A 14,558-nucleotide genomic window follows, 5' to 3' on the forward strand; every position below is an offset into this window, starting at 1 on the left:
GATTTATATCGTAGCACGAATTTAAGAGCCCATATCCCTAATGGAAACCTTCATGAAAAATCTATTTTCATCTGTAATGGCGAGTTGGCACCAAGAGATATCACTCATTAGTTTTATTGTTTTTTTTAGCTATAAATAGAAATTTTTACGATAAAAGTTTGTTGAATATTCTGTGATATGACTATTTTTGATATGACGGATGAACCTAATTCTATAGAGATAGCACATTAGAATTGACGGGAGTGGTGAACTCCCGCTTTTGGATTAGCTGAAACATCGCTTTGATTAACGTAAACATATAGTAAGATCTATGTGCTGTTTTTTTCTATTTTTGCAACAATCTTATTGTATTCTTTCCAGACGACAGATACGGGTGAGCTTAAGCAGCAAATAGAGATAGAACCACCTGTTGCAGGATGATACTCATACTTTGATTTTCCTCTATAAACTCGCTTAGGCAGTATGTTGTCTGCGGGGTTTTTTCTTTTTCGCTCTAACATCAATTATAACCTCACTTGTAGATTATCTGATAGCCAGATAGTGGAATGTTAACATCTTACTAACCTGTTATTGTTGTTTCCCTACGCAAAAATAACAATCGAAAATTTTAATATGGGATGGTGGCTTTTTCCAACTATCACAGTATTAAAATTTAATAATCTCATTTGAAGAAAAATATTGCTATATGTTTTCGTAAATATCAGAAATTTCAAGATTAAATTTTGTAATTATTTGGTGATTTTTAATAAAATGAGTTATTGCCACGTAAGTTGCATAACGATTTGCATCCATCGAAATTTGTTCTGTGTATTTTTTGTGACATGGTGCCAATAACTTTCAGTTAACACATGCATTTTATAGGGTTACTGTATTGATCTTGTTTTTTATTGGTTGTATTTTGGTTGCTATTAGGTTTTTGTTTCGGGTTAATTTGTTAATTAATTTATATTTCACGCTTATGCGTAGTATGGAAATTAACCCATATTTAATGCTTATAAAATGTAAGTCATAGGCTTGGAATGGGGAATCTTGTATTTATGTCATCAATATGAATGTTCATAAATACTAAAGTAAATGTAAAAATTTCATTAAAAGTTACCCATTGAAAACGATATTGTGTTACATTCTTTCCGTTTTACTGACTGGTATCTCTGTGTTTTTTTGTATACAGAATTGTGTTACTTGTTAATTATAAAGGAAATCAAACACAATAAAATTTAGCCGGATACTGCATTATGGTCAGCTAATGTTTGCTAATTAGTAAGGGGAAAATATCTTGACGGATCTGATTAACTTCATTAACAACATTCTTTGGGACAACGTATTAATATACTTGCTTCTAGGTGTTGGCCTTTACTTCACACTGCGTTCTGGTCTCATACAGCTTCGTCATTTTGGTCACATGTTTTCAGTTCTGAAAAACAGTAAGAAATCAGATAGCTCTGGTATTTCTTCTTTTCAGGCATTATGTACCAGCCTTGCAGCTCGTGTAGGAACCGGTAACTTGGCTGGGGTCGCCATTGCAATTACTGCTGGTGGACCAGGAGCCATTTTCTGGATGTGGGTAGTGGCATTTATCGGTATGGCAACTTCCTTTGTGGAAAGCACGCTTGCCCAGTTGTACAAGACGAAAGACGATCAAGGAAATTATCGTGGTGGCCCGGCCTACTATATGGAGAAAGGGTTGAAGCAGCGATGGATGGGGGTTCTGTTCTCAATCTTCCTTATTATCGCGTTTGGTCTTGTATTCAATGCTGTTCAGGCAAACTCAATTGCGAAAGCGGCTAGCTTTGCCTTTGACATTAAACCAATCTATGTTGGTATTGTATTAGTCATCATCAGTGGTGTGATTATCTTCGGCGGGTTGCGTTCTATTGCCCGAGTTGCTGAGTTAGTTGTACCGTTTATGGCTGGAGCATATTTAATACTGGCATTTTGGGTTGTTGGTCACAATATTGAACGTATTCCGGAAGTATTTGCATTAATTATCAAGAGTGCTTTTGGTCTTCAGGAAGCGGTAGCCGGAACATTGGGCTATGGTATTTCTCAGGCAATGATTCAAGGGGTTCAACGCGGATTGTTTTCCAATGAAGCGGGAATGGGCTCGGCTCCAAATGCTGCAGCTTCAGCTTCACCCTATCCGCCACATCCTGCCTCTCAGGGCTATGTGCAGATGCTGGGGGTATTCATGGATACCATCGTTATCTGTAGTGCAACCGCTGTCATTATCCTTTCTTCCGGGATCCTCAACGAGAACGTGACCACTATCAGTGGGATTGAGTTAACCCAGCGTGCATTGTCATCAGCAGTGGGTCATTGGGGAACAACATTCATTGCGATTGCTATCTTTTTCTTTGCCTTCACATCAATTATTGCCAACTACGCTTATGCTGAAAGTAATATGATATTCCTGGAGCGTAACCACACTGCGGGCTTATTCATTCTGCGCTTGGCTGCATTGGGAATGGTAATGTTTGGAACCTTGGCGGAAGTGCCTCTGGTCTGGAATATGGCTAATTTATCGATGGCATGCATGGCTATTGTGAACTTGATTGCCATACTCTTGCTGTCAGGGATCGCAATGAAGCTGGCGAAGGACTATAACCAGCAGAGAAAAGCGAAGCAATTGCCAACATTTAATATCAATAATTATCCAGAGATCCAACAAGATGTTGAAAAAGGTATCTGGGATAATGAAGCATTAAATCAAAGAGGGAAAGATAAATCCTGATATTGGGATTTAGTCTGACATCCTGTTAAAAGCCGGGTATTCCAATTTGGGATACCCGGCTTTTATTTGTACTGGAATTAGGTTGAAAGTAAAAACATCACATTTATTTTAGTTTTATCCGCTATTCTCATCTATTATATAATAATTACACATTACCCTTCCTTATATTAAATCGCTGACTGGCCATGATAAGAAGATCAATAGTATTTATATTTATCACCTTGTTGATTGGTTGTTCTTATTCCCCTGAACGGGAAGACAGAAACAGTTATATTGTTGACCATTCCCATCCTTATTCGACTGATCAGGATATAGAGCCGATTAAATTCCTTGTATTACATTATACTGCGTTGAATGATAAACGTTCATTGAGGGCATTAACGGGGGGACGTGTCAGTGCCCATTACCTCATTCCTTCCCAACCAAGATATAAAAATAAAGAGCCTATTATTTTTCAATTGGTTTCAGAAAAACAAAGAGCTTGGCATGCGGGAGAAAGTGAGTGGGGGGGATATCAAAGTTTAAATCGCCACTCTATTGGCATTGAAATTGTTAACTGCGGATTTAAACAAGATTTTATAAAAAAAGAATGGTGTTTATATCATCCATCACAAATTGATGCGGTGACTAGATTGGCAAAAGATATTATTCAGCGGCACCACATTAAGCCTGCCAACGTTGTTGGTCACAGCGATATAGCTCCTCTCAGAAAAGAAGATCCAGGGCCGGTATTCCCCTGGAAGCAGCTTTATGAGCAAGGCATTGGGGCTTGGCCTGATCATGCGGCGGTAGATAAATACTTGGCTGGCAGACATCCTAATGGCCTTGCATCCGTAAGTTCAATACAGAAAGTGCTGGCCCGGTATGGTTACCGTATTCCGCAAACAGGTTTACTGGATCATGCAACTCGTAAGACGATCCAAGCCTTTCAGATGCATTTCCGCCCTTCGGATATTAGCGGCACTCCTGATGCGGAAACCGAATCGATTGCTTTGGCGTTGGTCGAAAAATATCAACAATAATTAATTCTTATTCTACTAAAATGAAATAAGAATTAATTATTGGGATAGGTTGGCTATCCGCATCAAGGAGGTAGCGACCGGGATCAATGGCCGCACATGACAGTGGGTTTATGGTTCGCAGTTGTAAGACAGATGTAAGGGCAGCTTAACTTCAAGCTCGATATCTGCATTCTGGCGAAAATCATAAGGTGTAATGCCATATTCTTTACGGAACATATAAGTAAAGTGAGACTGAGATCCGAAGCCGAAATCCAAGGCGATATCAAAAATGGGCAGCGAACTGTTTCTCAGCAGAGACACCGCTCCAGCCAGACGCCGTTGGCGGATGTATTTCCCAAGAGATATCCCAGTAACTTCTTTGAATATTTTCTGCATATGCCAAAGCGAATAGCCAGAATAAGCAGCAAGTTCTTCAAGATGAATAACACGGCCAAGATGATTTTCTATCCATTTACTCAGTGCGCATACAAGTGCTAAGTGGTTATCTTGTGGCATTACAATTTTAAATTAGTTAAAGGTTGGAGAAGTATACACAACTTCTTTCCAAGATGACAAAATCCATGGTTATAGGGAGCAGGAATAATTCCACTACTAAAACAATGGATTTCACGGATAAACGCTCTTCATGGTATTTGATTGCCATGCTGACTACAACGAAATTATTCCGAGGAGGTAGAGTTGAACGCTAAAAAAATAACCTTATTCTCATGCCTAATACTGGGAAGTCTGTTTTTGTATTTGTTAGCATTGAGTGAGCACTGTTGGTACGATAACAAAGAGTTTGAATCGGGTGCTTGTTTAATTACCCAATACTTGCCTTTTTGATATTTATCCAACCATCATCAGCCGAGCATGCATGCTAACATGCATTCTTGGTATTTATTCTTTGTAAATGATGTTTTAATATCCGTCTGATTCAAATTCACCAACTAAACACCGTGTTAAACCCGCACATATTCCCATTGTTACGGGCGCTTGTTATGGGCATTGAGGTAATTTCAGTTCGACAAACGTTGTGAAAATTGGGAAAGTGGAAAGGTTTCTTGCTCTACTTTGGTTAAAAATAATATTTAGGTTAAACGCAACACTCAGATTTAAAAAACAAATAGAACAAATTTTCATGAGACGGACTCTATGCCCAGTGAACTCTAAGCCGTGCCTTGAGAAACGGTGGGTATAAGCATCATAAAAAGAGGACAAGATGGCAGGACAACAAGAACAGCAATCTACGCTTAAGCGAGGGTTAAAAAATAGGCATATCCAGCTTATTGCCCTCGGTGGCGCAGTAGGAACAGGGTTATTTTTAGGTATAGCACAAACCATCAAAATGGCAGGGCCTTCAGTGCTGCTTGGATATGCAATTGGCGGGTTCATTGCATTTCTGATTATGCGCCAATTGGGGGAAATGGTTGTTGAAGAGCCAGTAGCAGGTTCTTTCAGCCACTTTGCCTATAAATATTGGGGGGATTTTGCGGGCTTTCTCTCTGGCTGGAATTATTGGGCGATGTTCATTCTGGTCGGAATGGCAGAATTAACGGCTGTTGGTATGTATATCCAATATTGGTGGCCGGAAGTCCCAACTTGGGTTTCAGCTGCCATATTTTTTGTACTGGTAAACCTTGTTAACTTAATCAATGTCAGGATGTATGGTGAAACCGAATTTTGGTTTTCGCTCATTAAAGTCAGTGCGATCATCGGGATGATTATCTTTGGTAGTTACTTGCTGCTTAGCGGTAATGGCGGGCCGGATGCAAGCATTACTAATTTATGGCAACAGGGCGGCTTTATGCCAAATGGGATTTCCGGCCTGATTATGGCAATGGCAATCATTATGTTTTCATTTGGCGGTTTAGAAACGGTAGGGATCACCGCAGCCGAAGCCGAAAATCCTGAGAAAAATATTCCCAAAGCAACCAATCAGGTTGTTTATCGCATTTTACTGTTTTATATCGGTTCACTCGCTATTCTGCTTTCACTTTATCCATGGGACAAGGTCGTGGAAGGTGGCAGCCCATTTGTTTTAATCTTCCATGATCTGGACAGCTTTTGGGTAGCCAATGTCTTGAATGTGGTAGTAGTCACTGCGGCACTGTCTGTTTATAACAGTGGTGTGTATTGTAATAGTAGAATGCTTTACGGCTTGGCTAAGCAAGGCAATGCACCTCGCTTTCTTACAAAAGTGAATAAGCGCAGTGTACCTGTTTTATCCATTGGCTTGTCGGCGCTGGCAACATCAGTTGGCGTACTCCTCAACTATATTATGCCCGGCAAGGCATTTGAATTATTGATGGCGCTGGTCGTGACCACTCTGGTTATCAACTGGATTATGATTTGTCTTGCCCATCTGAAGTTCCGTCAGGCGAAGAACAAAGAAGGGGTTACGACAAAATTCCAGGCATTGTGGTATCCATTTGGAAACTATTTATGCCTGTTATTCCTGGCATTTATTCTCATCATTATTCTGATGATGCCGCCAATTCGTATTTCAGTTATTTTGATGCCATTCTGGATTGCCCTATTATGGGTGGGCTTTCAGGTAGCTAAATCGAAAAAAGAGCACAAACAAGAGAATTAATTCATCCAAAATATCTTACAGCCGGGTATTACACCCGGCTGATTATTTGTATTTTTTTATTTCTGTAACATAAACCTAAAAGCATGCTGCTGTAGTTGCATCGTTTTAGTTCTCTTTATCACATTTTTATCATTGTCTATGATTTAAATACTATCTGATTACGAGTAAATCAAATTCCTCTGAGATGAATATATTATTCAATTCAATTATAATTGAATAATATTTAATAAATGCTCAACAAAAATTAATCCGGTCATACATAAAGTGATTATATTACATGCGAGTAAGGCTTAAACTAAATCAGCCTTAATTTAGTATTGCAAAAAAAAGTTTCTGAGATTTTACAACACCCTGCGCTACTCCATAACTGGCGTAATAAACAGAATTTCATATTAAACTAATTAAATTTGTTTCTTGAGGTTAAAATTTTATTTTTACATTAATTCATGTTGTTATATAACTTAAAAGTTTCTGAGTAATTTTAAATTGGAATAGAGATTAGCATTTTCAAATTTGTGCGTTGGCTCCAGCACCTGAAAAAAATGGCTTGCGATTATATAAAGAGTATGTGATAAAACACATGGGTAAACGAAGTACTGTTCTGTTAATAAATAACAGCAACGAATACTGGTTTGTTTATATTTATGCCAATCGGCGATTAAAGTGATTCAAAGGAAATTTTTGAAATGGCAAAAATCACTGGTACTGTGAAGTGGTTCAACGAGTCTAAAGGTTTTGGTTTTATTACTCCAGCTGATGGCAGCAAAGATGTATTTGTACATTTTTCTGCGATTATGAAAGATGGTTTTAAAACATTATCCGAAGGCCAACAAGTTGAGTTTGAAATTCAGGATGGCCCTAAAGGTCCTGCTGCTGCAAACGTTACAGCTTTATAGTAATAAATTTATTTTGGTTGGTATTTAATTACTGACCAAATATATTTATCGTCAATTTAGTTTTATTATTTGACGATAACATATTGCAAATATCACTCTATTGGGATACTAATAGAGTGATTTTTATTTTTGACTCGGGGCGTTCTTAATTGGACTGAGAAGTACCCGTATTACCTGATCTGGATAATGCCAGCGTAGGGAAGTCATGGTATCCCCGGATTTTGATACCCGCTTTTCTTTTGCTGGTGAATAGGAGTCACCATCATGAGAATTAACTCACTGACTATCGCAGGAACAGATCCTAGCGGTGGTGCCGGTATCCAAGCTGATTTGAAAACTTTCTCTGCACTTGGTACTTATGGAACATCTGTCATAACTGCGTTGGTTGCCCAAAACACGATGGGAGTACAATCAGTCTATGATATTGATCCTCTCTTTGTTGCTGCTCAGCTAGATTCTGTGTTGTCAGATGTCAGGATAGACAGTGCCAAAATAGGTATGTTATCCAATGCTGCCAATATTGCTGTAGTTGCAGAATCATTGAACCGTTATTCTGTCCCCCATATTGTATTGGATACTGTCATGGTGGCAAAAAGCGGTGATCATTTGCTATCGCCGGAAGCGATTGCAACTATGGTTGAACAATTATTGCCGTCTGTTTCTTTAATCACGCCTAACTTACCGGAAGCTGCCGCGATATTAAGATGCAATCTCGCTGAGAATGAAGACGATATGTTGCGTCAGGGGCGAAGATTGTTTTCTATGGGATGCCCGGCGGTTTTATTGAAAGGTGGGCACTTAATCAATGAAGAAAGCCCTGACTGGCTTTTTACTGCGGAAGGGGAATGGCGCTTCACTGCACCCAGAGTGAAAACACGTCATACGCATGGTACAGGCTGTACACTGTCTGCGGCACTTGCTGCTTTACGCCCACAGTATTCTGATTGGCAGAGTACATTACCTGTTGCAAAAACATATTTGCAAAACGCATTGGCTCAGGCGGACACTCTGGAAGTAGGGCAGGGAATTGGGCCTGTGCACCATTTCCATCAATGGTGGTAAGTGAGATGGTCGCAATTGCGGTGGACGATCAATTCAGATAATGGTGCCGTTACCGAATAATGGGGGATACAAGCAGTATCCCCACATTGAAATACGATGGTCTAAATCATTTGATCAGGCGGTTTAGGCGATAAAAATGTTAGGCGATAGTAATTTTCTTATCGAGGTAAACATCCTGAACCGAGTTAATTAACTCGATACCCTCTTTCATCGATTTCTTGAACGCCTTGCGACCAAGGATCAAGCCCATGCCTCCGGCACGTTTGTTGATAACCGCAGTACGGACAGAATCACTCAAATCATTGTCTCCGGAAGCACCACCAGAATTAATTAACCCGGCGCGCCCCATATAACAGTTAGCAAGTTGATAACGAACCAGATCAATCGGATGCTCTGTAGTCAAGTTGCTGTAAACGCGCTTATCAGTGTGCCCAAACCCGATGGCAGTAAAACCGCCATTCGTTTCTGCCATTTTCTGCTTAACAATATCAGCGCCTATCGTTGCCGCCAGATGATTTGCCTGACCGGTTAAATCGGCACTGGTATGATAATCAACGCCATCTTTCTTAAATGCTGAATTTCGCAGATATGCCCACAATACGGTAACCATACCCAGTTCATGGGCACGTTCGAACGCGGCTGAAATTTCTTCTATCTGGCGACGTGATTCAGGCGAGCCATAATAGATAGTTGCGCCAACAGCAACGGCACCCATATCAAATGCTTGTTCAACACTGGCGTACAATGTTTGGTCATATTGAGCAGGATAGGTCAATGCCTCATTGTGATTGAGCTTCACCAAAAATGGGATTTTATGGGCATAACGACGAGAAACTGACGCCAGTACCCCATAAGTTGAAGCAACACAGTTACAACCTGCCTCGATTGCCAACTCCACGATATTTTTAGGATCGAAATAAAGGGGATTGGCGGCAAATGATGCACTGGCAGAGTGCTCAACACCCTGATCTACCGGCAAAATTGAGAGATAACCTGTTCCTGCCAAACGGCCATGATTCATCAAGGTTTGCATGGAACGCAGGACAGTATTGGGGCGATTATTTTCGATCATTACTCTATCGACAAAATCTGTGCCGGGAAGATAGAGGTTTTCACGTGGAATGGTACTGCATTGGTGTTGCAACAAACTTTCTGCGTCTTTTCCTAACAACTTAGCGATATCAGTCATGATTAACTCCAGTTTGCAAAAGGCGCTACTGATTGTTGTTGATATTGGGATGAATCACAAGGTGAGTAGAGAGGTAAACCGGGGTGGATCGCTTCAGTTTGAAATATCCTCATCATCTTTCAAATTACCTCTTTGCTGGTTGCATTTGCTCATTACTCTCTTGCAGCTCGGGTATAACTCGAAATTCAGCGGGTATAACGGGTAGTGAATTGTTAAAACGTAACCCGCTCTTTTTAGGGTAAAGTAAAGAAAATTTATCAGATATGAGTAGAAATAAATATTTAGTTATTCATGCATTGAATATTTTGGTGTTATTTCCTTATATTTTCCTTCATTAAATTGAATAAATATTCATATTATTTATTATTACATGATTTTATCATCAATAATTAATGAAGATATCGTCAGGTGCCCAAAAAAAATACAATGAAAGAATAAATAAACATTAAAGTTATTTATTTTTCCTCAAGTAAGGCAATCGATTAACTGTTTGAAATTAAAGCAATTTTATATTTTTCACATAAAAGAAAAGGCCAGCCCAAGGGAGATTGAGCTAGCCAAGGAGGTGGTTCCTAGTCTTACAGTAAAACTTTTTTAGTTCTTAATTTTCATGGCAGATAATACGAGAAATAAAATAGCATTGATGTGATCTATTTCTAAAAAAACAGATCAATTTCTTTAAAATCTTATTTCAAATTACTTTGCTTGTAATTTTTGCGGGTGAGAGGTTCGGGTATTGCCCTCTTTTAAATTTCGAATAAGCAATGCATAGTTCAGCTCAATTTCTTCAGGAATGGAGAGATAAACGATATGCCCATCACCCGGAGCGACATCCACAGCCTGGCCTTTTTTGTTTGTCATCGATTCTAACGTAAAGTTAATGTTACCTGATGGAGTCATGAGTTCCAGATTATCCCCGACAAGAAACTTATTCTTCACGGCAACTTCGGCCAACCCATTGACGCGTTTACCCGTAAACTCACCGACGAATTGCTGGGAGTCTGACACAGAATAACCATATTCATAGGTTTGATAAGCATCATGGGTATGACGGCGCAGGAAACCTTCGGTATAGCCACGATGTGCAAGACCTTCCAGCGTTGTCATCAACGTTGGATCGAAAGGTTTTCCGGCTACGGCATCGTCAATGGCACGACGATATACTTGGGCCGTGCGGGCACAATAATAGAAGGATTTAGTACGGCCTTCAATTTTCAGGGAATGGACACCCATTTCTGTCAATCTTTCCACATGTTCAATGGCACGCAGGTCTTTTGAATTCATGATGTAAGTGCCATGCTCATCTTCAAATGCTGACATATATTCGCCAGGACGCTTGGCTTCTTCAATCATAAATACTTTGTCTGTAGGTTCGCCTTGACCTAAAGTTGGCTCAATATTTTTGACCGGTATTGGATTTTTGACCGAAACAGGATCATGCATATGAACAATATTCCCGACCGTATCTTCCTTGCCTTCCTGTACATTGTATTCCCAGCGGCAGGCGTTTGTGCAGGTTCCTTGATTGGGGTCACGCTTGTTGATATAGCCTGATAGCAGGCAACGGCCAGAATAAGCCATACAGAGCGCGCCATGGACAAAAACTTCCAGCTCCATATCCGGTACTTGCTGGCGGATTTCGGCAATTTCCTCCAGTGAAAGCTCACGGGAAAGAATAACACGGGTCAATCCCATCTGCCGCCAGAATTTTACCGTCGCCCAATTGACAGCATTAGCTTGAACAGAGAGATGAATATCCATCTCTGGAAATGCTTCGCGTACCATCATAATCAAGCCCGGATCGGACATAATCAGCGCATCCGGCCCCATTTCCACGACTGGTTTCAAATCACGGATAAATGTTTTTAGCTTGGCGTTATGTGGCGCAATATTGACGACAACATAAAAACGCTTACCTAATTCGTGGGCTTCTTTAATGCCTTGGGCCAAGGTTTCATGATTAAATTCATTATTGCGGACACGCAAGCTATAGCGGGGCTGCCCTGCATAAATGGCGTCGGCGCCATAGGCAAATGCGTAACGCATATTTTTCAAAGAGCCGGCGGGAGAGAGTAATTCTGGCGTAAACATATTTTTAACGTTCTCAGTCTGAGTTCAAGTCAGCCCTTAACCTTTCATCGTTATCATTGCTAAATCATTACTAAGAATAAGGGTAAGGTGAAAGGAGGGGATTTTAGCGCTTATTCCACCGTTAGCACAAATGGATATTATTGGCGCGAGTGATTAGGTCTGTTTCTGTTTACATTATCATTTCCTTGCCTTCCTGAGCGGTACATGCCGTGTCATGAAATGGAAAATAGGGGGGAATACTGAAAGGGCAAATACAGTTTTTTTCAACATACTGTTTTGAATAGGAAAAGATAAATTTCAGCAACTATATGTAACAATATGATATATATGATTTTTAGATGACTGAGCCGATTTGAAGTGGACTTGAATGGTTGTAGCTGGCGATCAAAAAAGAAAGCGCCGTCAATGCGGCGCGAGTGATTAGATATTTTTGGTCAGGTCACGAATATTTTCCGTTGGCCCGAGTTTTATCACAGATTGCATACCCTTTTTCAGGCTTGCATCATTGGCATAAAACTCACTGACGCCAATAATCTGATGATTGCGGGCTTTCAGGACAAAATAAGATTTACCGGCCTTATTTTTTCTCACCTCATGTCGCTTTATGTCGGGAGAGTTGACCTGAACTGAATGAATGCCTTTATTGGCCGCAGCTTTGGTCGTGTACATTTCGCTGTTCAGAATAATGTCACCATTTGTTGCCACCAGATGAAAATAAAATTGCCCGTTCTTTGCTTTCTTAAGATCATAATGCCCTGTAGCCATAAGAAAATCTCCTGATTGGGTAATTACCAGCTTAAGTCTAGCTTGAATTTTGTACAATGCAGGAAGAAAACCATGAAATTTATCCGGTGCGCTGTAACGCCCCGATTTTCAGGCCAAAGAGAATGCCAATATTATATCAAACGGCAGATTTCAGCTTCCCAACGGTAACCTAATCCATAAATCGAGCGTATAAATGATTTATCTTCATCTAATAGCTCTAATTTTCTGCGCAAGTTTTTAATATGGCTATCGATAGTGCGATCATTAACAATGCGGTGATCGTTATAAAGGTTATTCAACAATTGATCACGAGTGAAGACCCGTCCCGGTTGGCTGGCCATAATTTTTAACAGGCGGAATTCAACGGGTGTCAGTTCAAGCACGTGTTCAAGATAGCGTGCCTGAAAGTGATTTTCATCAATGCTCAACGCGCCTTGTTCGCTGACAATATCTTTGGGGCGATAGCAGCGGCGCAGGATTGTTTTTACTCTGGCCACGATTTCCCGCGGACTATAAGGCTTGCAGATATAATCATCCGCACCGATTTCCAACCCGAGTAACCGATCAATCTCTTCTGTTTTGGCTGTCATCATGACAATTGGAATATCAGAAAACTTACGGATTTCCCGACAGATCGATAATCCATCAAGGCCGGGCAGCATCAGGTCAAGTAAGATAATATGAGGTTGGTGTTTTTGAACATGAGCAATAACTTCATCACCGCGTTTCAGCCATTGAGTCTGGTAATCCGCCGATTGCAGATAATCAACCAGTAGCTGCCCTAACTTTGGTTCATCCTCAACGATTAAGACAGTGTATTGTGTAAAATATGTGCTCATTGTGCTTCAATTTTAGAAGATTTCATCAGCGGCAATTCTACGTGAATTTGAATACCGCCTAAAGATGATCTTTCTGCCTGGATAGTGCCATCATGTGCTTCGACAATGTTATAGCAAATAGCCAGACCTAATCCTGACCCTCCGCTTGTGCGGTTGCGTGAGGATTCACAGCGGTAAAAGCGCTCAAAAACATGCCGGCATTGTTCAATGGTTGGGCCAGGTGCACTGTCTTGTAAATCCAGTACCCATTTTTGCGGTGTTGAATAGCATTGGATAATCACTTTTCCATTTTCATCGGTATAGCGCAGGCTGTTTTCCAGTAAATTTTGAAACAACTGTATCAGCCTGTCTGGATCTGCGAACAGTATCCCATCTTCTTGTAAGTCTAATTTCAACGTGATGTGTTTATCAGCAAAACGGTTGTGGTAATTTGCCACGGAAATTTGCAGCAACTGGCTGATGTTAACCGGCTCTTTTCTGTAAGTCAGCGAGCCACGATCGGAAAGGGACAATAAATTCAGGTCATTGACCAGTTTTGTCAGGGTGGTGACTTCCGCCAGCAAGGAATGAATAGTTTCTGGTGAAGGTTTGCGTACACCATCTTGCAACGCTTCCAATTCCCCACGCAGTACGGAAAGTGGGGTACGTAATTCATGGGAGATATCCGCCATATAATCACGGCGCATTTGTTCATTTTTTTCCAACGTACTGGCCAGTTGGTTAAAATCTGTAGCCAATTTCCCTATTTCATCTTTGCTGGATGGAATGACACGTACACTAAAATCACCCGCAGCGAGTTTATGAGTGCCTTCTACCAGCCGTTTAACTGGCCGCAGTAGTCCACGAGACAGGAGGAAGGTGGCAATGAGTGCCAACAAGGTTGAAAGGCCGGCGATTACCCAACTGGTAAATTGTTGTTGATGGGCAAAACTGATATCTGCCTGACTGGTCATTTTGTCTGAGGCACTGACAATAACCCAACCAACGGTATTGCCTTGGTAAATAACTGGCTTGCGATAAGTCTCTGAGGGGATATCCCCGGGATGGCCCACCAGACGCTTCATCTGAGAGTCTATTACCCAAAATTGTGTGCGCCAGCCACGGGGCGGAGGCCCCTGATGGCTGTCATTGTTTTGTTCAATGGTACGGAGAATTTGGAAAATCATCCGATCATTTGTCGTTAGAAAATTCCAATCACCATGCTGCTGGTATTGTTCCTCCAAAGCCTCGGCCAGCATGCTTGCACGCATTTGGCTATTTTGTTTGATATAGCCGATAAAACCGTGCTGAAAGCTGAGGTTTACTCCCCAGTGCATCGTGATCAGAACCAGCATGCAAGTAGCAAAAATCGCCAGAAACAATTTACTGCTGATGCCTGTTTTCATCAT

The 14,558-nt window shown here is 40.8% G+C and carries 13 protein-coding genes and 1 riboswitch; of the genes, 6 read left to right on the forward strand and 7 right to left on the reverse strand.

Annotation, left to right across the window (positions count from 1 at the left end; genetic code table 11):
• Positions 1-308: 308 nt before the first annotated feature.
• Positions 309-500 carry a hypothetical protein gene (locus BM100_RS22505; protein ID WP_139216938.1) on the reverse strand — a complete coding sequence of 64 codons (192 nt, stop codon included), beginning with the start codon at positions 498-500 and terminating at the stop codon, positions 309-311.
• Positions 501-1,276: 776 nt separating this feature from the next.
• On the opposite strand from BM100_RS22505, the gene BM100_RS06450 reads away from it, so the two are divergent.
• Both BM100_RS06450 and BM100_RS06455 read left to right on the forward strand, forming a co-directional pair.
• Positions 1,277-2,731: an alanine/glycine:cation symporter family protein gene (locus BM100_RS06450; RefSeq protein WP_092509106.1), complete on the forward strand. Its 1,455-nt coding sequence runs from the start codon at positions 1,277-1,279 to the stop codon at positions 2,729-2,731.
• Between the two features lie 185 nt (positions 2,732-2,916).
• The gene (locus tag BM100_RS06455; protein ID WP_092509108.1) at positions 2,917-3,753 is read left to right on the forward strand and encodes an N-acetylmuramoyl-L-alanine amidase; all 837 of its coding nucleotides are present in this window, start codon (positions 2,917-2,919) and stop codon (positions 3,751-3,753) included.
• Positions 3,754-3,861: 108 nt separating this feature from the next.
• Here the strand turns inward: BM100_RS06455 and BM100_RS06460 are convergent, their stop codons facing one another.
• Positions 3,862-4,248 carry a helix-turn-helix domain-containing protein gene (locus BM100_RS06460; RefSeq protein ID WP_092509110.1) on the reverse strand — a complete coding sequence of 129 codons (387 nt, stop codon included), beginning with the start codon at positions 4,246-4,248 and terminating at the stop codon, positions 3,862-3,864.
• A 243-nt stretch (positions 4,249-4,491) separates the two neighbouring features.
• Between BM100_RS06460 and mgrB the strand changes: the two genes are divergently transcribed.
• From mgrB to thiD, 4 genes are all read left to right on the forward strand, one after another.
• The gene (mgrB, locus tag BM100_RS23565; protein WP_274539928.1) at positions 4,492-4,578 is read left to right on the forward strand and encodes a PhoP/PhoQ regulatory lipoprotein MgrB; all 87 of its coding nucleotides are present in this window, start codon (positions 4,492-4,494) and stop codon (positions 4,576-4,578) included.
• Positions 4,579-4,954: 376 nt separating this feature from the next.
• Positions 4,955-6,328, forward strand: coding sequence for an amino acid permease (locus BM100_RS06470; protein WP_092509114.1), 1,374 nt, complete (start codon positions 4,955-4,957; stop codon positions 6,326-6,328).
• 686 nt (positions 6,329-7,014) lie between these two features.
• Entirely contained in the window at positions 7,015-7,224 is a 210-nt protein-coding gene (gene cspE / locus BM100_RS06475) for a transcription antiterminator/RNA stability regulator CspE (protein ID WP_092509116.1), read from the forward strand.
• A 125-nt stretch (positions 7,225-7,349) separates the two neighbouring features.
• Positions 7,350-7,442: riboswitch (TPP riboswitch) on the forward strand.
• Between the two features lie 43 nt (positions 7,443-7,485).
• Entirely contained in the window at positions 7,486-8,286 is an 801-nt protein-coding gene (gene thiD, locus BM100_RS06480) for a bifunctional hydroxymethylpyrimidine kinase/phosphomethylpyrimidine kinase (protein ID WP_175494928.1), read from the forward strand.
• A gap of 139 nt (positions 8,287-8,425) precedes the next feature.
• Here the strand turns inward: thiD and fbaB are convergent, their stop codons facing one another.
• The 5 genes from fbaB to baeS form a co-directional block, all read right to left on the reverse strand.
• Positions 8,426-9,475 (reverse strand): class I fructose-bisphosphate aldolase, encoded by a 1,050-nt coding sequence (gene fbaB, locus BM100_RS06485; protein WP_092509120.1) that lies wholly within the window; start codon positions 9,473-9,475, stop codon positions 8,426-8,428.
• 696 nt (positions 9,476-10,171) lie between these two features.
• Positions 10,172-11,566, reverse strand: coding sequence for a prephenate-dependent tRNA uridine(34) hydroxylase TrhP (trhP, locus tag BM100_RS06490; RefSeq protein ID WP_092509122.1), 1,395 nt, complete (start codon positions 11,564-11,566; stop codon positions 10,172-10,174).
• Between the two features lie 420 nt (positions 11,567-11,986).
• Entirely contained in the window at positions 11,987-12,331 is a 345-nt protein-coding gene (locus BM100_RS06495) for a YegP family protein (RefSeq protein ID WP_092509125.1), read from the reverse strand.
• A 131-nt stretch (positions 12,332-12,462) separates the two neighbouring features.
• Complete coding sequence (baeR, locus tag BM100_RS06500) at positions 12,463-13,170, reverse strand: envelope stress response regulator BaeR (RefSeq protein ID WP_092509127.1); 708 nt, start codon at positions 13,168-13,170, stop codon at positions 12,463-12,465.
• Positions 13,167-14,555, reverse strand: a complete 1,389-nt coding sequence (gene baeS, locus BM100_RS06505) for an envelope stress sensor histidine kinase BaeS (protein ID WP_092509528.1) — start codon at positions 14,553-14,555, stop codon at positions 13,167-13,169. Before baeS ends, baeR begins: the two co-directional genes overlap by 4 nt.
• Positions 14,556-14,558 lie beyond the last annotated feature (3 nt).

The sequence above is a fragment of the Xenorhabdus mauleonii genome (assembly GCF_900113945.1).
GTDB classification, from domain to species: domain Bacteria; phylum Pseudomonadota; class Gammaproteobacteria; order Enterobacterales; family Enterobacteriaceae; genus Xenorhabdus; species Xenorhabdus mauleonii.